19 protein-coding genes and 1 tRNA gene are annotated in these 19,424 nt (G+C 68.5%); 9 read left to right on the top strand and 11 right to left on the bottom strand.

Features of this window, described 5'->3' with window-relative positions; translation table 11 throughout:
* The first annotated feature begins 108 nt into the window (after nucleotides 1-108).
* From ACIOVG_RS16180 to ACIOVG_RS16205, 6 genes are all read left to right on the top strand, one after another.
* Nucleotides 109-1,020, top strand: coding sequence for an ABC transporter ATP-binding protein (locus ACIOVG_RS16180; protein WP_400875680.1), 912 nt, complete (start codon nucleotides 109-111; stop codon nucleotides 1,018-1,020).
* Nucleotides 1,017-1,829, top strand: a complete 813-nt coding sequence (locus ACIOVG_RS16185) for an ABC transporter permease (RefSeq protein ID WP_400875683.1) — start codon at nucleotides 1,017-1,019, stop codon at nucleotides 1,827-1,829. Before ACIOVG_RS16180 ends, ACIOVG_RS16185 begins: the two co-directional genes overlap by 4 nt.
* Nucleotides 1,830-1,839: 10 nt before the next feature.
* Entirely contained in the window at nucleotides 1,840-3,084 is a 1,245-nt protein-coding gene (locus ACIOVG_RS16190) for a sensor histidine kinase (RefSeq protein WP_400875686.1), read from the top strand.
* A complete protein-coding gene (locus tag ACIOVG_RS16195) occupies nucleotides 3,081-3,773 on the top strand; it encodes a response regulator (protein WP_400875689.1) in 693 nt (230 codons plus the stop codon). Before ACIOVG_RS16190 ends, ACIOVG_RS16195 begins: the two co-directional genes overlap by 4 nt.
* Before the next feature lie 99 nt (nucleotides 3,774-3,872).
* A complete protein-coding gene (gene cycA / locus ACIOVG_RS16200) occupies nucleotides 3,873-5,375 on the top strand; it encodes a D-serine/D-alanine/glycine transporter (protein WP_400875692.1) in 1,503 nt (500 codons plus the stop codon).
* A complete protein-coding gene (locus ACIOVG_RS16205; RefSeq protein WP_400875695.1) occupies nucleotides 5,372-6,370 on the top strand; it encodes a SecDF P1 head subdomain-containing protein in 999 nt (332 codons plus the stop codon). Before cycA ends, ACIOVG_RS16205 begins: the two co-directional genes overlap by 4 nt.
* A gap of 53 nt (nucleotides 6,371-6,423) precedes the next feature.
* Here the strand turns inward: ACIOVG_RS16205 and ACIOVG_RS16210 are convergent, their stop codons facing one another.
* The 4 genes from ACIOVG_RS16210 to ACIOVG_RS16225 form a co-directional block, all read right to left on the bottom strand.
* Nucleotides 6,424-7,377, bottom strand: a complete 954-nt coding sequence (locus ACIOVG_RS16210) for an aldo/keto reductase (protein ID WP_400875698.1) — start codon at nucleotides 7,375-7,377, stop codon at nucleotides 6,424-6,426.
* Between the two features lie 62 nt (nucleotides 7,378-7,439).
* Nucleotides 7,440-7,712, bottom strand: a complete 273-nt coding sequence (locus tag ACIOVG_RS16215) for a hypothetical protein (protein WP_400875701.1) — start codon at nucleotides 7,710-7,712, stop codon at nucleotides 7,440-7,442.
* Nucleotides 7,713-7,776: 64 nt separating this feature from the next.
* Nucleotides 7,777-7,849 (bottom strand) — tRNA-Thr (locus ACIOVG_RS16220).
* A gap of 43 nt (nucleotides 7,850-7,892) precedes the next feature.
* Nucleotides 7,893-8,852 carry a DsbA family protein gene (locus ACIOVG_RS16225; RefSeq protein WP_400875703.1) on the bottom strand — a complete coding sequence of 320 codons (960 nt, stop codon included), beginning with the start codon at nucleotides 8,850-8,852 and terminating at the stop codon, nucleotides 7,893-7,895.
* Nucleotides 8,853-9,080: 228 nt separating this feature from the next.
* Between ACIOVG_RS16225 and ACIOVG_RS16230 the strand changes: the two genes are divergently transcribed.
* Both ACIOVG_RS16230 and ACIOVG_RS16235 read left to right on the top strand, forming a co-directional pair.
* Nucleotides 9,081-10,184 carry an ABC transporter ATP-binding protein gene (locus tag ACIOVG_RS16230; protein ID WP_247630947.1) on the top strand — a complete coding sequence of 368 codons (1,104 nt, stop codon included), beginning with the start codon at nucleotides 9,081-9,083 and terminating at the stop codon, nucleotides 10,182-10,184.
* 82 nt (nucleotides 10,185-10,266) lie between these two features.
* Nucleotides 10,267-11,574 carry a DUF4032 domain-containing protein gene (locus tag ACIOVG_RS16235; protein WP_400875707.1) on the top strand — a complete coding sequence of 436 codons (1,308 nt, stop codon included), beginning with the start codon at nucleotides 10,267-10,269 and terminating at the stop codon, nucleotides 11,572-11,574.
* 155 nt (nucleotides 11,575-11,729) lie between these two features.
* Here the strand turns inward: ACIOVG_RS16235 and ACIOVG_RS16240 are convergent, their stop codons facing one another.
* From ACIOVG_RS16240 to ACIOVG_RS16260, 5 genes are all read right to left on the bottom strand, one after another.
* Nucleotides 11,730-12,371, bottom strand: a complete 642-nt coding sequence (locus ACIOVG_RS16240; RefSeq protein ID WP_400875710.1) for an NAD(P)-dependent oxidoreductase — start codon at nucleotides 12,369-12,371, stop codon at nucleotides 11,730-11,732.
* A 117-nt stretch (nucleotides 12,372-12,488) separates the two neighbouring features.
* Complete coding sequence (gene rlmB, locus ACIOVG_RS16245) at nucleotides 12,489-13,496, bottom strand: 23S rRNA (guanosine(2251)-2'-O)-methyltransferase RlmB (RefSeq protein WP_247630950.1); 1,008 nt, start codon at nucleotides 13,494-13,496, stop codon at nucleotides 12,489-12,491.
* Nucleotides 13,489-14,892: a cysteine--tRNA ligase gene (cysS, locus tag ACIOVG_RS16250; RefSeq protein WP_400875713.1), complete on the bottom strand. Its 1,404-nt coding sequence runs from the start codon at nucleotides 14,890-14,892 to the stop codon at nucleotides 13,489-13,491. Before cysS ends, rlmB begins: the two co-directional genes overlap by 8 nt.
* Nucleotides 14,893-14,995: 103 nt before the next feature.
* Nucleotides 14,996-16,216 carry a 2-C-methyl-D-erythritol 4-phosphate cytidylyltransferase gene (ispD, locus tag ACIOVG_RS16255; protein WP_400876429.1) on the bottom strand — a complete coding sequence of 407 codons (1,221 nt, stop codon included), beginning with the start codon at nucleotides 16,214-16,216 and terminating at the stop codon, nucleotides 14,996-14,998.
* 111 nt (nucleotides 16,217-16,327) lie between these two features.
* Complete coding sequence (locus tag ACIOVG_RS16260) at nucleotides 16,328-16,810, bottom strand: CarD family transcriptional regulator (RefSeq protein WP_017201416.1); 483 nt, start codon at nucleotides 16,808-16,810, stop codon at nucleotides 16,328-16,330.
* Between the two features lie 135 nt (nucleotides 16,811-16,945).
* On the opposite strand from ACIOVG_RS16260, the gene ACIOVG_RS16265 reads away from it, so the two are divergent.
* Entirely contained in the window at nucleotides 16,946-17,416 is a 471-nt protein-coding gene (locus tag ACIOVG_RS16265; protein WP_400875716.1) for a DNA modification methylase, read from the top strand.
* A 76-nt stretch (nucleotides 17,417-17,492) separates the two neighbouring features.
* Here the strand turns inward: ACIOVG_RS16265 and ACIOVG_RS16270 are convergent, their stop codons facing one another.
* Together ACIOVG_RS16270 and ACIOVG_RS16275 are read right to left on the bottom strand one after the other, a co-directional pair.
* Complete coding sequence (locus ACIOVG_RS16270; protein ID WP_247630954.1) at nucleotides 17,493-18,176, bottom strand: response regulator transcription factor; 684 nt, start codon at nucleotides 18,174-18,176, stop codon at nucleotides 17,493-17,495.
* A complete protein-coding gene (locus ACIOVG_RS16275; protein WP_400875720.1) occupies nucleotides 18,173-19,393 on the bottom strand; it encodes a sensor histidine kinase in 1,221 nt (406 codons plus the stop codon). The genes ACIOVG_RS16270 and ACIOVG_RS16275 overlap by 4 nt, the downstream gene beginning before the upstream one ends.
* Nucleotides 19,394-19,424: the final 31 nt, after the last annotated feature.

Consider the following 19,424-nt stretch of genomic DNA (forward strand, 5'->3'; position numbering starts at 1 on the left):
CATGTCCACTGTCGTTCTCGGAGTCCGTCGGCAGGATGACACCCGAGGACGAGGAACGGTACCCGGGGAGGACGCGCCGCTGCGGACCCGCTCCGTAACGTTGTCCACATGATCACAGCAGAGGGCCTCACGAAGAGGTTTGGAGACAAGACAGCCGTCCAGGACGTGTCGTTCACGATCCAGCCGGGAACCGTCACCGGCTTCCTCGGGCCGAACGGTGCCGGGAAGTCCACCACGATGCGGATGATCGTCGGCCTCGACCGGCCGACGTCCGGTCGCGCGACCGTCGCGGGCCGGGAGTACCGCAAGCTGCGCGCTCCGCTCAGCGAGGTCGGCGTGCTGCTCGACGCCAAAGCCGTGCACACCGGTCGCACCGCCCGCAGTCACCTGCGCGCCATGGCTGCGACCCACGGCATCCCGGCGTCGCGTGTGGACGAGGTCATCGATCTCGCGGGGATCACCTCCGTGGCCCGCAAACGTGCGGGTAAGTTCTCGCTCGGGATGGGTCAGCGTCTCGGCATCGCCTCGGCGCTGCTCGGCGACCCGCACACGCTGATCCTCGACGAGCCGGTCAACGGCCTCGACCCCGAGGGTGTGCGCTGGGTGCGTCAGTTCGTACGTCATGCCGCCTCGGAGGGCCGCACGGTGCTGCTGTCCAGCCACCTGATGAGCGAGATGGCGCAGACCGCCGATCACGTGATCGTGATGGGCCGCGGTCAGGTGCTGGCGGATGCCCCACTCGACGAACTCGTGCGGGCCTGGACGCGCAACACCGTACGCGTGCGCACTCCCCGCGCCGCCGACCTCGCGGCAGCCGTCGGAGGGCCCGAGATCGAGATCGTGAGCACCGCGCCCGATCTCCTCGACATCGTGGGGCTGCCGGCCGCACGCATCGGAGACCTCGCCGCCGATCGCGGCATCCCGCTGCACGAACTCACCCCGACCACCGGTTCCCTCGAAGATGCGTATCTCGCGCTCACGGGCGATTCGGTCGAGTACCGGACCAAGGAGATCTCATGACCACCCAGGCCCCGCCTCTCACGCGCGCCCGCGTCGACTCTTCGCAGCGCCTCACATTCATCCGCGCCGTGCGCAGCGAGTGGATCAAGCTCGCCACCGTCCGCTCCACCTGGTGGTCGATCGGCATCACCGCTCTGCTGACAGTCGGCATCGCCGTGCTGATCGCCCAGGCCGTCGACATGCCCGGGTTCGAGCCGATCCAGGCGGTCGTCTCCCCGATCCAGTTCACGATGCTCCTCGCGGGCATCCTCGGCGCGATCGCCGTCACAGGCGAGTACTCGACCGGGATGATCCGTTCCACGCTCGCCGCCGACCCGGTACGCGGCTCGGTCCTCACGGCCAAGGCACTCGTGCTCGCCCTGTTCATGTTCGTCTCCTCGCTGGTGATCTTCTTCAGCGCCGCACTCGCGGTGTCGCTGGTGGTCGCCGGGCGTGATCAGAGCATCGACTGGTCGGATCCTGCCGCATCCTTCCTGCCGATCCTCGTGGCGTCGTTCGCGATGGCCGTCTTCGCCATCATCGGCGTCGCATTCGGTTTCATCCTGCGCTCCGGTGCGGGAGCGATCGCCGCCACCGTCGGCCTGCTGTTCGTGCTGCCGATCATGACCAACTTCTTCTCCTTCGCCGGAGAGAGCTGGAAGTGGGTCATCGAGATGGCCTCCTACCTGCCGTCCTCCGCCGCGCAGAGCATCATCCTGCCCAGTGAGGGCGCGATCGTCGACGGCCCCACCGGCTACCTCACGCTCGGATGCTGGGCCGTGGGCACCCTGCTCGCGGCGTGGGCCGTGCTGCGCACGCGCGACGCGTAGAGTCAGCCAGGTGATCAGAACGCGAAGCCGCAGCACCTCGGTCCGTGAGGACGAGGAGCTGCGGCTTCCGCGTCCCCCCGGGGTGTTCCGTCGCTTCTGGGCGCGGCATCCGCGCGTCGCGGACGTGCTGATCGCCCTCGTGTGCCTGTTCCTGTCACTCACTCCCGCGACGCGGATCAACCCTGCCCTTCCCACTCCCGTCTCGATGATCCTGGCCGTGCTGCTGCCCGCCGCCGTGGTCGGCGCGTGCGTGACGCTGTTCTGGAGACGGCGCGCACCGCTCGTCCCCTTCGTGGCCTCCTTCTCCATCGAGGCCGCCTTCCTCTTCATCGAGATGCCGGTCGGCACGCCGCTCGTCCTCGCCACGTGTTATTCCCTCGCCGTGTACGGGTCGAGCGCCGCCGCATGGAAGGGCTTCGCGATCGCGCTGGCCTCCCTGACCGCGTTCGCCGGACTCCTCACCGTGACCGGCGTGATCAGTCTGCAGATCGCCGCGAACTCCGTCATCAGCTCGCTCGCGCTCGGCCTGATCGGCACCCTGATCGGGGTCAACGTCGGCGGGCGCAAGCGGTATCTCGCCGCGGTGATCGACCGCTCCCGGCAGCTGCTGGTCGAGCGCGACCAACAGGCGCAGCTCGCAGCGGCAGCCGAGCGGGCACGCATCGCCCGTGAGATGCACGACATCGTGTCGCACTCGCTCACCGTGATCGTGGCTCTCTCCGAGGGCGCCGCCGCCACCTCCGACCCGGCGCAGGCTCGCGCCGCATCGACGGCATCCGCCGAGACCGCGCGCAGCGCCCTCACCGAGATGCGATCCATGCTCGGCGTGCTCCGCGCCGACGACGACTCCCTGCCCCTCGCCCCGCTGGGAGCGCCGTCACCACACGAGACCGTCGCGACGGCACAGCGTGCGGGCTTTCCGGTGTCGCTCACGGTGACCGGGTCGGCCGATCTGCCCGTGGCCGTCGCCCATGCCGTCTCGCGAACCGTGCAGGAAGGAGTCACGAACGCCATGCGTCATGCGCCGTCTCTGACATCCATCGCCGTGCAGCTCGTCCACGAGAGAGACGGCGTGACCGTCGAGGTGACCAACGACGGCGTGACCGCATCGACCGAGACACCCGGGTTCGGGTTGCGCGGACTCTCGGAGCGAGTCGCGCATGTGAACGGAAGCATCGCGTACGGCCCCTCCGATGGTGGACGCTGGTCGCTGCGTGCCCAGATCCCGACCGATGAGAGGGTGGAGAGACCATGACGACCGAACCGATCCGAGTACTGCTCGTCGACGACCAGCAGCTCATCCGTCTCGGCTTCCGGATGGTCCTCGAGGCCGAGGATGACATCCTCGTGATCGGCGAGGCGTCCGACGGCCGCGAAGCCATCACCCAGGCGGCCGTCCTCCGCCCGGACCTGGTGCTGATGGACATCCGGATGCCGGGACTGGACGGCATCGCCGCCACCGAGGCGATCGTGCGCGCGCACCCGGCGACCCGGGTGCTCGTCCTCACGACCTTCGACCTCGACGAGTACGCCTTCGGAGCGATCCGCGCCGGAGCCAGCGGCTTCCTGTTGAAAGACGTGCAGCGCCACGAGATGCTCTCCGCGCTGCGGGCCGTGCACCGGGGCGACGCCGCGCTGTCTCCGCGGATCACGCGCTTGCTGCTGGAGCATGTGACGTCGTCGCTGCCGTCGTCGGAACCGAGTGCCCACGCCGACCTCGCCGCCGAGCTGACCGATCGCGAACGTGACGTCTTCCTGGCGATCGGCCGCGGTCTCACCAACGCCGAGATCGCGCAGAGCCTTTTCGTGAGCGAGTCGACGGTGAAGACGCACGTGGGGCGGGTGCTGGCGAAGCTCGGCGCGCGGGACCGCATCCACGCCGTCATCCTCGCGCATCGCCTCGGTCTCGTGGACGACGACGGGCCGTTGCCGACCGAGGCGTGACGGCCGCCGGAGTCCTCGACCCGCGGTCGTCGGTTCCGACCTCGACGTCGTCGTCGACTAGCCTGCATCAGCACGCTGCAACGACCGGAGGGGGCCGCAGTGACGAGCCAGGAACAGGAAAGCCGCGATACGACCGCCGCACAGTCGGCCGCCCATGAAGGCGCAGCGGGCGGCGACGAACAGCAGCTCCGACGGGCGTTGAGCAACCGTCACATCCAGCTGCTCGCGATCGGCGGGGCGATCGGTACCGGTCTGTTCATGGGGAGCGGCAAGACCATCTCGGTCGCCGGCCCCTCGGTCATCTTCGTGTACATGATCATCGGCTTCATGCTGTTCTTCGTCATGCGGGCGATGGGCGAGCTGCTGCTGTCGAACCTGAAGTACAAGTCGTTCAGCGACTTCGCGAGCGACCTGCTCGGGCCCTGGGCGGGCTTCTTCACCGGCTGGACGTACTGGTTCTGCTGGGTGGTCACCGGCGTCGCCGATGTCATCGCGATCGCGGGCTACACGAACACGTTGATCCCGGGGATTCCGCTGTGGATCCCGGGTCTCGCGGTCATCCTGATCCTGCTCGCGTTGAATCTGCCCAGCGTCGCCGCGTTCGGCGAGATGGAGTTCTGGTTCGCGCTGATCAAGATCGTGGCCATCGTCGCGCTCATCATCACGGGTCTCGTGATGATCTTCACGGGATTCCAGCACGATGCCGGAACGGCCAGCTTCGCGAACCTGTGGAACCACGGCGGGATGTTCCCGCACGGCTTCATGGGGTTCGTCGCCGGATTCCAGATCGCGGTCTTCGCGTTCGTGGGCATCGAGCTCGTCGGCACCGCGGCCGCCGAGACCAAGGATCCGACGCGCAACCTCCCCAAGGCGATCAATGCGATCCCGATCCGCATCCTGCTGTTCTACGTAGGCGCGCTGGTCGTGCTGATGGCGGTCACCCCGTGGACGGAGTACGTCGCCGGCGAAAGCCCCTTCATCGCGATGTTCGCGTTGGCCGGCCTCGGCATCGCCGCGACGGTCGTGAACCTGGTGGTCCTCACCTCCGCCATGTCGAGCGCGAACTCCGGCATCTACTCGACCTCTCGCATGGTCTTCGGCCTTGCGCAGGACGGCGACGCCCCACAGCTGTTCGGCCGGCTGTCGAGGCGCCGTGTGCCGCAGAACGCCCTGTTCCTCTCCTGCATCCTGCTGCTCTCCGGAGTCGTTCTCCTCTATGCGGGCAAGGACATCGGAACCGCCTTCGACATGGTCACCACCGTCTCGGCCGTGTGCTTCATGTTCGTGTGGACGATCTTCCTGCTCAGCTACGTCGTGTACCGCCGGAAGCGTCGAGAGGAGGCAGCGCGCTCGACCTTCCGGATGCCGGGTGGCGTCGTGATGGTCTACGTGGTGCTCGCGTTCTTCGTGTTCATCCTGTGGGCGCTGACCACGCAGCCCGACACGCTCACCGCGCTGCTGGTGACGCCGATCTGGTTCGCCGTGCTGTGCGGGGCCTGGCTGTTCGTCCGGCGCTCGACCAACCACCTCGCCCGGCATGCGGCGCACATCGCGTATCTGCGCGACGACTCCGCGGCAGCAGACGAAACGGAAACGGCATGAGCTACCAGCGACCCGGTACCGCGCAGCGCACGAGCGGACTGTCCATCGTCTCCCTCGTGCTGGCCGTGCTGGTCCCCGTGGCAGGGTTGATACTCGGCATCGTGGCGCGTGTGCAGGCGAGACGCACCGGAGCTCCGACCGCGATCGCCACCGTCGCCGTGGTCGTCGGCGCTGTTCTCAGCGCGATCTGGACGATCTGCATCGCATTGGTGGTCTGGGGCGGCCTGACGCTGTATTACACAGACGAGACTTCCTCCGGCGAAGCTGTGGAGATCGCCGTCCCCGACTCCGCGAAGTCCGTTGTGCTGGAGCTGACGGCCGAGGACGATCTGGATGCCGAGACGCTGGCAGCCGCGCGCGCCGTCGTCGAACAGCACGCGACGCAGGCGGGCATGGCGGTGCTGGCGGTCAACGCATCGGACGAGGACTCCCTGGTCGTGTCGTTCGATGAGGACACGGCGGATGAGCTCATCGCCCAGTTCGGGCAGTCGCTCGCCTCGCCGCCGGCGAACGGGTTCTCACAGGTCCTCGCGGTGGTGCCCGGAGACGGCGGACAGGTCGACAGTATCGATGAGATGTCGCCGTCGTGCGTGGACCTGCCCTTCGGCAGCGCGCGGTGGAACGAGCTCACGGTGGTGTGCGATGACACCGATGAGACGCAGTACCTCTTCGCGGACGGACCGCGGGTACCGGGCTCCGACATCACCGAGGTCATCGTCTCCGGCGACATCCTGGCAGTCACGCTCTCCCCGGATGCAGCCGCGGAGTTCGAGGAGTGGACCGGACAGCTCGCCGCGCAAGCGGATGGAGGCCGGATCGCCATCGTGGACGCCAACGGCGTGTTGAGCGCACCGGTCGTGCAGGCCGCCATCGCCGGGGGCGAGTTCCAGATCTCCGGCGGCGGTCCGGACTTCGACGCGCAAGTGACCGCAGACCGGCTCCGGGTGCTCAGCGCCGGCGTCGCGTTCAGTGTGGCGGGGGCGAAGGCGGGCTGAGCGAGGAGTGGGCCCGGGCGCGATGCCGGGCCCACTCGACTCGGTTCTTCGTCTCAGGCCTGAGCGGGAGTCCACTCCGAGACGCGGTTCAGCGCCTGCACCTCATCGGACGTCAGCTCGAGCCGGGCGCCGGCGAGCAGATCCGGCACCTGCTCCACCGTGCGCGCGCTCGCGATCGGCGCGGCGACCGTGGGCTGCGCGCGGAGCCAGGCCAACGACGTCGCCGCGATCGACGCGCCATGGGCCTCGCCGATCTCCTCCAGTGCGTCGATGATGCGGAGTCCGGCATCCGTCGCGTACTTGGCGGCGCCCTGCGCGCGCGGCGACGACTGGCCCGCGGCATCCGTGGAGCGATACTTGCCCGTCAGGAACCCGCTCGCGAGCGAGTAGTAGGGAACGAGTCCGAGGCCGAACTCCTCCGCCACCGGGATGATCGTCTCCTCGACCTCGTTGCGGTGCACGAGGTTGTAGTGCGGCTGCACCGCGACCGGCACCGCGACTCCGGTCCGCTGCGCGATCTCGATCCACTCGCGGATGCGCGCGGTCGAGTAGTTCGACACGGCGACGTGGCGCACGAGGCCATCGGTCACGAGCTGTCCGAACGCCGCCACGGTCTCCTCGAGCGGAACCGTCTCGTCGTCGAAGTGCGCGTAGTACAGGTCGATCGCGTCGACGCCCAGGCGCGCGAGCGACGCTTCGGCGGCCTTGCGCACGTTCGCACCGGCGAGTCCGCGGAAGTCGGGGTGCTGGCTCACCTTGGTCGCGACGACGACGTTCTCGGGCTTCCGGGATGCCAGCCACTCCCCGATGATCGTCTCGCTCTCACCACCCGAGTTGCCCGGCACCCACGCGCTGTAGGAGTCGGCGGTGTCGATGAAGTCGCCCCCGCCTGCCACGAAGGCGTCGAGGACGGCGAAGGAGGTGTCGCGGTCGGCCGTCCAACCGAACACGTTGCCGCCGAGCGAGAGCGGGAAGACGTCAAGATCACTGGTTCCGATACGAGTCATGATCGTGACAACGGGGAGCCGCGAGGCCGCATTCCCCGATGACGGCGTGTTGCAGGGAACCCCTAGAGCTTCCACAGCGAGAGCATCCGCCAGCCCTCCGGGACCTTCGCCTCGAGTCCTGCCATGTCATCCGCCTGGATCTCGGTCACGCCATCGCGGCGCTCGAACTTGCCCTCGACGATGCGGATGCCGCCGGGCTTCATCTCGACGTGGGCCGAGACCATGTCCCAGCCCTCGGGGACCTCGCTCATGAGCTCCGCGCGCAGCTCCGGGATCTCGAGTCCCTCGACGGTGGCCGTACGCGATTCAACAGGACGGATCAGAGCAGCGAGCATGACCCCAGCCTAGGAGTGTTCCCGGCTGGGTGGCGCCAAGACGGAGTGAGCATGATGACGTGAGAGCCGACTACGGGACTCGAACCCGTAACCCCCGTATTACAAGTACGGTGCGCTACCAATTGCGCCAAGTCGGCGGGTGCCACCAGCTTAGCGATGGTGGCGGCACTGCTCGAAACCCTACTTCGCGGGAGTCTCGGTCGGCGTGGCCGTGGGGGCAGGGGTCGGCGTGGCCGTCTCCTGGTAGTACGCGTCGCTGGCGACGGTGAGCACGAACTGCGAGAACTCGGACGGGTCGTCGAGCGCTCCGACGTAAGCCTCGCCGTTGGCGACGATCATCGGGGCCGACGTGAGCACGAGGTCGTCGGAGCCGGCGAGCGGTCCGTCCAGCGCGCGGGTCGTGGCCTCCTTGGCCCAGGTCACGAAGTCCGCGTCCTCGATGCAGGAGCGCACGGCCTTGGTGTTGTCCACCCCGACCGCTCCGGCGACATCAGCCAGCTCGACGTCCGAGAGGCCGTCGCTGCCGACCTTGGGCTGGTCGTCGAGGAGATCGTGGTTGAAGGCGTAGAACTGGTCCGGCGAGTGGGTGGCCACGCACGCGGCGGCAGCGGCTGCGCGCAGGGAGTACTTGGTGCCGTTGGAGCTGGCGGTGAGGAGCGCCACCGGGTGGTAGCTGACGGTGACGGCGCCCTCGTTGATCCAGTTCGCGAGCTGACGCGCGTTCGCGCGCTCGAACTCTCCGGCATCCGGCGAGAGGTAGTCGACGTAGATGTGGATGTCGACGCGCTCGGAGGCGGTGGGCTCCGGGGTCGGCGTCTCTTCGGCGCCGGCATCCGAGGCGTCCGGAGTCGGGGTCGCGAGCGTGTCGCCGTTGGTCGCGCTGGGAACGAGGTTGGTGACGATCACTCCGTCGCCGTCCATGCCGGTGGGCGAGAGCTGGGGCTTGGACACCTGAGCCGAGACCGCAAGGGTCACGGCCGTGCCGATGGCACCCACGGCGACGACCGCGATCGCGCCGATGATGATTCGTCGCATGAGGCGCGCCCTGGACTGCTGGGCGTGGACCTGCTGTGCCTTCTCCCGCACAGCCTCGCGGGAATTGCGAGGCGTGGGGACGTTCGGCGTTTCGTCGCTCGACATCGTTCCTCTTGAGTCTCAGGGGGGCAGGGTGGCCCCGATCATCGCTGCGACGACGATCGCCGCATCAAGCGGCCGTGTTCGATGTTAACCAGTGAGGCTGAGAAATACCCAGGTGCCGCTGTTCGTGTCATACTGATTCCGACCCAGAGTCGGGTCACGGCGGGTCACTCCGCCGCTTCCATCACAACGGATCGTCCGGCACGTACCTGCCGGTGAAGGAGAAACACCATGGCATCTGTCACTTTCGATGACGCCACCCGTCTGTACCCCGGCGGAACCCGCCCGGCCGTCGACAAGCTGAACCTCGAGGTCGGAGACGGCGAATTCCTCGTCCTCGTCGGACCTTCCGGTTGCGGTAAGTCCACGTCGCTGCGCATGCTCGCCGGCCTCGAAGAGGTCAACGCCGGCCGCATCCTCATCGGCGACCGCGACGTCACCGACGTCCCGCCGAAGGACCGCGACATCGCGATGGTCTTCCAGAACTACGCGCTGTACCCGCACATGACCGTCGCCGAGAACATGGGCTTCGCGCTCAAGATCGCCGGCGTCGGCAAGGAGGAGCGCGCCGCTCGCGTCCTCGAGGCCGCCAAGCTCCTCGACCTCGAGCCCTACCTGACCCGCAAGCCGAAGGCCCTCTCGGGTGGTCAGCGTCAGCGTGTCGCCATGGGCCGCGCGATCGTGCGTCAGCCGCAGGTCTTCCTCATGGATGAGCCGCTGTCGAACCTCGACGCCAAGCTCCGCGTCCAGACCCGTACGCAGATCGCGTCGCTGCAGCGTCGTCTCGGTGTCACCACGGTCTACGTGACCCACGACCAGACCGAGGCTCTGACCATGGGCGACCGCATCGCGGTTCTCAAGGACGGTCTGCTCCAGCAGGTCGGCTCGCCGCGCGACCTGTACGAGAAGCCGAACAACGTGTTCGTGGCCGGCTTCATCGGCTCGCCCGCCATGAACCTGTTCCCCGCCGACCTCGCCGACGGCGGCATCCGGTTCGGCTCTGAGATCGTTCCGCTCGACCGCGACACGGTCGGTCGCGCGAACGGCAGCCAGGTCACGGTCGGCGTGCGCCCCGAGGACATCACGGTCGGACCGGCCGACGGCAAGGGCCTCGCGGTCACCGTCGACCTGGTCGAGGAGCTCGGCGCCGACGGTTACCTCTACGGTCACACCGAGATCAACGGCAAGCGCAGCGACATCGTCGCCCGCGTCGACGGTCGCAACCACCCGAACGCCGGCGAGACGGTCACCCTCGCGGCGAACCCGGGCCACGTGCACGCGTTCGACATCGAGTCCGGCGCACGTCTGAACGACAAGCCGGTCGTCTCCGCCTGATCGGATCCACAGACGCGGCGCAGGCTGACCTCGGTCACCTGCGCCGCGTCTCTTTTTCGCCCACTCACCCTTCGGGAGCGCCATGCAGGATTCGCTGCGGATCACCGCCAGCAAGATCGACCCCGGGCTGCTCTCCCTTCCCTGGTCCACGACGCTCGCGAAATGGCCGTCCGAGCACATCGTGTCGCTCCCCAAAGGCCTCTCCCGTCACCTGGTGCGGTTCGCGGACCTCTCCGGTCGCGTGATCGCCGTGAAGGAGACCACGGCCGAGATGGCGCAACGCGAGTACGACATGCTCGGCAACCTCGCCCGTCTCGACGTGCCCTGCGTCGACCGCGTCGCGGTGATCGCCGGACGCACGGATGCCGACGGCGAACCGCTCCCCGCCGCCCTGGTGACCTCGCACCTGCGCTTCTCGATGCCGTACCGCGCGCTTTTCACCCGTGTGCTGCGCCCCGACACCGCCAACCGGCTCGTCGACGCCCTCGCCCTGCTGCTCGTGCGCCTGCACAACGTGGGCTTCTATTGGGGCGACGTCTCGCTGTCGAACACCCTGTTCCGGCGTGACGCGGGCGCCTTCGCCGCCTATCTGGTGGATGCCGAGACCGGCGAGCTGCACGAGGAGGGGCTGACCGACGGGCAGCGCGCCTACGACCTCGACCTCGCCCGCACGAACATCGCCGGCGAGATCATGGACCTCGCCGCCGGCGGACGACTGGAGCATGGCGTCGACGCGATCGCGATCGCCGACGGCATCGTCTCGTCCTACCGCTCGCTGTGGGCCGAGCTCACCGCCCAGGAGTCGTTCTCGTCCGCCGAGACCTGGCGGATCACCGAGCGCGTCGAGCGTCTCAACGCCCTGGGTTTCGACATCGACGAGATGTCGATGTCGACCACGGCCGACGGTACCGTCGTCGAGATCCAGCCCAAGGTCGTGGATGCCGGCCACCACCAGCGACGCCTCATCCGTCTGACGGGACTGGATGTCGAGGAGAACCAGGCCCGGCGTCTGCTGAACGACCTCGACGAGTTCCGCGCGCGCTCGACGAAGCAGTGGGCCGACGAGGAGATGTACGCGCACGAGTGGCTCACGCGCGTGTTCGAGCCGGTGGTCCGCGCCATCCCCTACGAGCTGCGGGCCAAGCTGGAGCCGGCGGAGGTCTTCCACCAGGTACTGGAGCACCGGTGGTACCTGTCACAGGCGCATGGGCGCTCGGTGCCGCTCGCCGAGGTGCTCACGAGCTACATCAACGAGGTGCTGCGCCATCGCCGCGACGAGGCCACCATCATGGGACCGCCGACCGAGACCATGAGCCTGCCCGTGATCACCGGTGCGACACCGGTCGCGGATGACGACGATGACGAGGTCGACTGGCGCGACCTCGTCTGAGCGGGGCTGCACACTGCGCGCCGCCGGGCGGGCGCTGGGCGGCGAGTGCACGGGTTTCCGCCGAGTGCACGGCATCCGTGCGTCGGCAACCCGTGCACTCGGCACGATCCCGTGCGGTGGGCGTCCGACGGAACGCGCGCCCACTGCAGCGAGGCTCAGTAGCCGACGGTGAAACGCTCGCGGTGGTGGTTGCCCTGCTCGATCTCGTCGACGACCGCGACCGCGAAGTCGGCACCGGAGATGTACGACTTGCCCTCGTCGTCACGCACGAGCACGTCGCCGCCATCGCGGTAGTGCCCGGTGCGCTCTCCCTCGGCCCACGGACCGAACACCTCAGCCGGGTGCACGAAGAACCAGTCGAGACCGGCATCCGTGCCCTCGAGCAGCGCGAGCGAGTCGATACCCACCTGCGCCTCGTGCTTGTACTCCTCGGGGAAGTCCTGGTCGAACAGACGCGGGCCGCCAGGAGCGACGAGGCTGCCGCCGGCGCCGCCGATCACTCCGAGACGCGTCTGCGTGCCGGTGAGCCGGTCGGCGAGATCGCCCAGCGCCTCGAGCACCCTGTCCTCCATGTCGCCACGGGGCGACAGTGCAGAGACGACGGCGTCGGCCCCCTCGAACGCCTGCGCGAGCGAGTCGAGATCCAGTGCCGAGCCCTGGAGGTAGACGGCTCCGGCGACCGGATCCTTCGGCTCGGATCGGGAGAGCGCGATCACCCCATGACCGCGCGACACCGCCTCCGAGACGATGTGACGACCGGCGTAGCCGGTTCCTCCGAGGACGACGATGCGAGCCATGCGGTTTCTCCTCTGTTCAGACGTTCAGACGTTCAGTGTTGCGGACGTGCGCTGGTGCTACTTCGCGGCGCGGAGCGTCACGACGTTCTACTTCGCGGCGCGGAGCGTCGCCACGTTCTACTTCGCGGCGCGGAGCGTCGCAACCTGGTACAGCGCCACGGAGGTGGCGATACCCGCGTTCAGCGACTCGGTCGCTGCGGAGATCGGGATCGAGACGATCTGATCGCAGGTCTCGGCGACCAGACGCGACAGCCCCTTGCCTTCGGAACCGACGACGATCACGACCGGACGGTCGGCCAGCTGCAGCGCGGGGAGTGCGATGTCTCCGTCGCCGTCGAGGCCGAGCACGAACACGCCCTGCTTCTTGAACTCCTTGAGCTGCGTGGTGAGGTTCGTCGCGAGGGCCACGGGCGTCCGCGCGACCGCGCCTGCGCTGGTCTTCCAGGCGGCGGAGTTCACCCCGGCCGAACGACGCTGCGGCAGGATGATGCCGTGGCCGCCGAACGCCGCAGTGGAGCGGATGATCGCACCGAGGTTGCGGGGGTCGGTGATGCCGTCGAGCGCCACGAACAGCGGCACCTGGCCGCGGTCGATCACCTGTTCGAGCAGGTCCTGCGGGTGCGCGTACTCGTACGGCGGCACCTTGATCGCGACGCCCTGGTGCACGCCGTCGAAGCCGGCCATGCGGTCGAGCTCCGGACGCGTGACCTCCATCACCGGGATGCCCCGGTGCGTGGCGATCGACAGCATCTCCTTCACGCGGTCGTCCATCTCGACGCGCTGCGCGATGTAGAACGCGGTCGCCGGAATCTTCGCGCGCAGGGCTTCGAGCACCGAGTTGCGACCCGTGACGTTCTCGGTGTCATCCCCCGCCTTGGCCTTGGGCGCACGGTTGCCACCGCCACCGGAGCCGGGGCGGCTGCCGCCGGGACGACCCTTGCCCCCCGTCGCGGCGGCGTAGCGCTCGGCTGCAGCCTTGCGCTTGCCTGCGGGGTGCCAGGCGCGGTCCTCCGCCTTCGGGGTGGGTCCGCGGCCCTCGAGCGCCTTGCGTCCGAGTCCGCCGGTGCCCTTGGTGGGGCCCTTCTTCTTGCCGTTGCTTGCGCCGGGGCGCCCTGGCTTAACCATCAATACTCCAATGAGTTCCGTCTGCGGTGTCTTCGAGGACGATGCCGGCCGCCGCGATGGCATCGCGGATCCGATCGGCGGTCGTCCAGTCCTTGTCGGCTCGCGCCTGCGCGCGCTGGCCGATCATCGTCTGGACGAGAGCGTCCAGGGTCCTGTGCTCGGCGAGATCTCCGCCGCTGCTCATGAGCGCGTCGAGGCCGAGCACACGCACCATCGCGTCCACCTCGACGAACGCGGCCCATGCCTGTTCCTGTTCACCGGCGTCGATCGCCGAGTTGCCACGACGCACGGTCTCGTGCACGACCGCGAGAGCCTGCGGGACCCCGAGGTCGTCATCCATCGCCGTGGCGAACGCCTCGGGCACCACGCCGATGCCCTGCTCCTCGGGAGCTCCGGGAAGGGTTCGGCGTACACGGGCGATGAACGTGCCGATGCGGCCGAGCGCGGCATCCGCCTCATCCCACGACGACGCGGTCAGGTCGAGGCTGGATCGGTAGTGCGCCGCGGCGAGGGCGTAGCGCACCACGAGGGGATCCCGCTCCGAGAGCACGTCGACGGCGAGGGTGAAGTTGCCCCGCGACTTCGACATCTTCTGGCCGTTCACTGTCACGAGGCCGTTGTGCACCCAGTACTGGGCGAATCCGTCGCCGGCCGCGGTCGACTGCGCGAGTTCGTTCTCGTGGTGCGGGAAGCGCAGATCGAGCCCTCCCCCATGGATGTCGAACGCGCTGCCCAGGTAGCGCTTCGCCATCGCCGAGCACTCGATGTGCCAGCCGGGGCGACCGGCGCCCCACGGCGACGCCCAGGTCGCATCGGCGGGCTCATCGGTCTTGGCCCCCTTCCAGAGGGCGAAGTCCTGCGGGTTACGCTTGCCGCGGGGGTCCGCGTCCTCGGCAGCTTCCATGGCGTCGACCGACTGATGGGTGAGCGCACCGTACTCGCTCCACGAGCGCACGTCGAAGTAGACGTCCCCCGATCCATCCGCGGCGGGATACGCGTGGCCGCGCTCGATGAGCGTGCCGATCAACTCCTGCATCTGCGGGATCGACGCCGTCGCACGGGGTTCGTAGGTCGGCGGGAGGATGCCGATGCCGGCATACGCCGCGGTGAACTCCTGCTCGATCCGGTAGGCCAGCGCCCACCACGGCTCGGTCGCGGTGGCGTTCGCGAGCACCTTGTCGTCGATGTCGGTCACGTTGCGCACGAAGGTGACGCGGCCGTAGCGGTACTCCAGCCACCGGCGCAGCAGATCGAAGCTCAACGCCGCCCTGACGTGTCCGATGTGCGGGCCCGACTGCACCGTCGGACCGCAGACGTACATGGTGACGTTCTCGGGGTCGAGCGGCACGAAGTCGCGCAGTTGCTGCGCGCGGGTGTCGTGGAGGCGGAGTGTCACCGCTCAAGCTTACTGGGGGACGGCTGAGCAGCAGCCGTCAGGCGACGAATCCCGGACCGTGTGACGAATCCCGGACGGATCGGGGGAAAAGTTCTGCGATCCGTCACACGTTCCGTGAATCGTCCGGCACCACCGTCGCTATCGCCGTGACCGAGATCCCCTCGCCGCGACCGGGGAAGCCGAGCCCGTCCGTCGTGGTGGCCGTGAGGGAGACGGGGGCTCCCCCGAGCGCCGCGGACAACACCCCTTCGGCCTCGGCCCGGCGCGCGCTGAACCGCGGACGATTGCCCTGGAACTGCGCCGACACGTTGCCGATCACGAAACCCGCCTCCGCGAGCAGCTGCCGGGTGCGGGCGAGGAACACCTCGGCGTGCGCCCCCGCGTACTCCGGATGCGCGGTGCCGAAGTGCTGGCCGATGTCGCCGAGTCCGGCGGCGCCGAGCAGCGCATCCACGATCGCGTGCGCGACGGCGTCACCATCCGAGTGACCCGACAGCGCGGGCTCCCCCGGCCATTCGAGTCCGGCGAGCCAGAGGTTCCCCTCGCCGCCGAACGCGTGCACGTCGGTGCCGATGCCGACCAGGGGCAGGCCGCCGCGCGCGTGATGGGTCGGAGCGGAATGCACCTCGCCTGCCCCCACCAGCAGGTGACGGGCACGCTCGAGGTCGGAGGGGGTCGTGATCTTGAACGCACGGGCCGCGCCGTCGATGTGACGCACGAGATGACCGGCGGCGGCGAACAGGGCCGCATCATCGGTGTACTCGACGCCGGATGACAGCGCAGCCGCGTACGCCGACTCGAGAAGCGCGCGCGGGAACCCCTGCGGGGTCTGGGCGGCCGCGAGCTCCGACCGGTCGACGGCGCCGACCACTGTGCCGCCGTCGACGCGCTTCAGCGTGTCCACCACCGGCAGCGCGGGGATCACACCGACCTCGGCTGTCACGGCGGCCACGACGGCGTCGATCTGCGCGGGCGGCGTGAGCGCGCGGGCGGCATCGTGCACCAGCACGGTGGTGACGTCTCCCCACAGCGCGGCCAGCCCGGCCGAGACGGACTGCTGGCGGGTCGATCCGCCGGTCACGACGCGCACGAGATCGACGCGGTCACCGGCCGCCTCGCGCGCCTCGGTCTCGACATCGCCTTCGAAGCCGGCAGGGGCCACGACGATCACCTGCGCGGGAGCCGCGGCGAAGACACCGTCGAGGGCATGCCGCAGGATGGAACGGCTGTCGATGCCGACAAGGGCCTTGGGCGCTCCGGCTTCGAGACGGGTGCCGGAGCCGGCGGCGACGACGATGATCGCGGTGTCCGGAACGGGGAGCATGGTCACCCCCTCACGCTACCGTCTCGCGGGAACGAGAAAGGGGCGGATGCCGTCAGCATCCGCCCCTTCGTCTCGACCCGTCGTTCATCACGACCGGGGCCGATAACAGATTCAGGAAGCCAGGACCTCGTCGAGCAGAGCGCCCGCTTTGTCCTCGTCGGTCTTCTCAGCGAGCGCGAGCTCGGAGATGAGGATCTGGCGAGCCTTCGCCAGCATCCGCTTCTCTCCCGCGGACAGACCGCGGTCCTGATCACGACGCCACAGGTCGCGGACGACCTCGCTGACCTTGATGACATCGCCCGAGGCGAGCTTCTCAAGGTTCGCCTTGTAGCGACGAGACCAGTTGGTGGGCTCCTCGGTGAACGGCGCACGCAGTACCTCGAACACGTGGTCGAGGCCCTCCTTGCCGATCACGTCGCGAACGCCGACCAGGTCGACGTTCTCCGCAGGAACCTCGATGATCAGATCACCCTGGGTGACGTTGAGCTTCAGGTACTTCTTCGCCTCACCCTTGATGATGCGCTCCTTGACCTCGATGATGGTCGCAGCGCCATGGTGGGGATAGACGACTGTTTCGCCAACCTCAAAAAGCATAAAAACGTGTCCTTTCGGCAACCTCAAGGATACCACAGGCAGGATGCGCTAAGGTTCGCGCCCCCGCGTCTCCGATGCGCCCGGCGCATACCCGTAGAATGGATGCCGATACCCCGTCGGACCTCAGGAGGACCCGTGAAATCGCGCCTTGTTGCGTCTGCCGCCATCAGCGCCCTCGTTCTTCTCGGCGCGACCGGTTGCACGTTCATCACGCCGCAGTCGACGAAGATCGAATACTCCGGCTCTGACGGCGTGAACATCTCCGACGAGGACGGCCCCCTCGCGGTGCGCAACGCCTTCATCGTCGCGAACGAGGACGGCACCGTCGGCAACTTCATCGGCGCGGTCGTCAACCCCACCGACGAGCGGGCGACGCTGACCATCGTCGTCGGCAACAACGACTTCACCGTCACGGTGCCCGCCGGCGACCGCGTGAGCTTCGGCGCCGACGCCGAGCCGCTGCGCATCGTCGACCTGAACGCGAAGCCCGGCTCCACGATCGAGATGCACTTCCAGTCGGGAGACTCCCTCGGGGTCAAGACGCAGGTGCCCGTGCTCGACGGCGCACTGCCCTACTACGCAGATCTCGTCCCCACCGGTTCCTGATCCGCACCACGACCGCAACGGCTGAGGCCGGGCATCCCCTGGGGGCGCCCGGCCTCAGCCGTCCGTGCGTCGGTGCTCAGCCCTCGAACCGATAACCCAGTCCGCGCACGGTCACGAGCATGACCGGTTCGCCGGGGTTCTCCTCGATCCGCGAGCGGATGCGCTTGATGTGCACGTCGAGCGTCTTCGTGTCGCCGAAGTAGTCGCTCCCCCACACCCGGTCGATCAGCTGGCCCCGCGTGAGCACACGGCCCGAGTTGCGCATCAGCACCTCGAGGAGCTCGAACTCCTTCAGCGGCATGTTGATCACCGACCCCGCGACCGAGACGGTGTGGCGATCGATGTCGAGCGACACCCGTCCGCCGTCCAGCACCCGCTCGTCGAGCTCGCTGTCTGCCTGCACGACTCGCCGCAGCACCGCTCGCATGCGGGCCAACAGCTCGCGTGAGGAATAGGGCTTCGTGATGTAGTCGTCGGCGCCGAGCTCGAGCCCCACCACGATGTCGACCTCGGAGTCCTTGGCCGTGAGCATGATGATCGGCACGGCGGAGGTCGATCGGATCTGCCGGCACACCTCGGTACCGGGCATCCCCGGCAGCATCAGGTCGAGCAGCACGATGTCGGCTCCGCGCTCGCGGAACGCCGAGAGCGCCCCCGGACCGTCTTCGGCGATCTCGACCTCGTACCCCTCGCGGCGCAGCAGATAGGCCAGCGGGTCGGCGAGATCGGGCTCGTCTTCGACGAGAAGGATGCGGGTCATGCTTTCTCTCCGTTTCGTACGCGCGCACCCGCGGACTTCTCCGCTTTGCGCGCGCGCTTCTTCTTGCGCTTCTTGCCCGCGTCCTCGACCGGCGGGGCGTCGATCTGCGGGAGGCGGACCGTGAAGGTGGAGCCGCGGCCGGGCCGCGACCACAGCCGCACCTCGCCGCCGTGGCGTTGGGTGGCGTGCTTGACGATCGAGAGGCCGAGCCCCGTGCCGCCGGTGCGGCGGGAGCGTGCCTCATCGGCGCGGTAGAACCGTTCGAAGATGCGCTCGCGATCGGCCTCGGAGATCCCGATGCCCTGATCCGAGACCGCGATCTCGACGACACCGTCAGCCGCCTTCACGCCGACGCCCACACGGGATCCTCGCGGGGAGTAGACGATCGCGTTGGCGACGAGGTTGCCGATCGCCTCGATCAGGATCTGGGCGTCGCCGCGCACCCAGGCGCCGCGGTCTCCCCCACGCGTGAGATCGACACCGGCGGAATCGGCCTGGACGACGTGGGCCTCGATGGATGCCGCGATCACCTCGTCGATCGAGACGGGGTCCACATCGGTGAGCCCGTCGTCGGCCTGGAGCCGCGACAGGCTCATGATGCGCCCCGTGAGCTGACCGAGACGCCCGGCCTCCGCAGAGATGCGGGCGGCGAAGATCCGCACCTGGGCGGGGTCGTCGGCGGCGGATTCGATGGCCTCGGCGAGCAGGCTCACCGCACCGACCGGCGTCTTGAGCTCGTGACTCGTGTTGGCGACGAAGTCACGGCGCATCTGATCGAGGCGCTCCTGCTCGGTGATGTCGCGGATGATGACGAGCGCCATCCGCGCACCGATCACACTCGCCCGCGCCGAGACGAGGCGGGGATCGAGGCTGAGTCCGCCGCGCGTGATGCGCAGGGTCTCGGTCTTCGTTCCGCCCACCGCCCTGACGCTGCGCACGAGCTGGCGCAGCTCAGGATTCTCGAGGGTCGCGCCGACCTCGATCCCGAAACGCGTGGCCGCGTGCGATCCGGCCAGGACCAGTCCGGAGGAGTCGACGACGCAGGCGGCGTCGTCCATGCTGTCGAGGACATCCGTCATCCCGTCGGGAACGATGGTCGACGTCTCCAGCTCGACCTTCGCCCTCGCCCGGTAGGCCCAGACGATCAGGAGCGAGAGCCCGACACCGATCAGCACGCCCACGGCGAGTGCGATCAGCGCGATCTGCGGCAGGGTCATGACACCAGCGTAGAGTGCGTTCACCTGCGCT

The organism is Microbacterium sp. NPDC087591, from assembly GCF_044743625.1.
Lineage (GTDB): Bacteria > Actinomycetota > Actinomycetes > Actinomycetales > Microbacteriaceae > Microbacterium.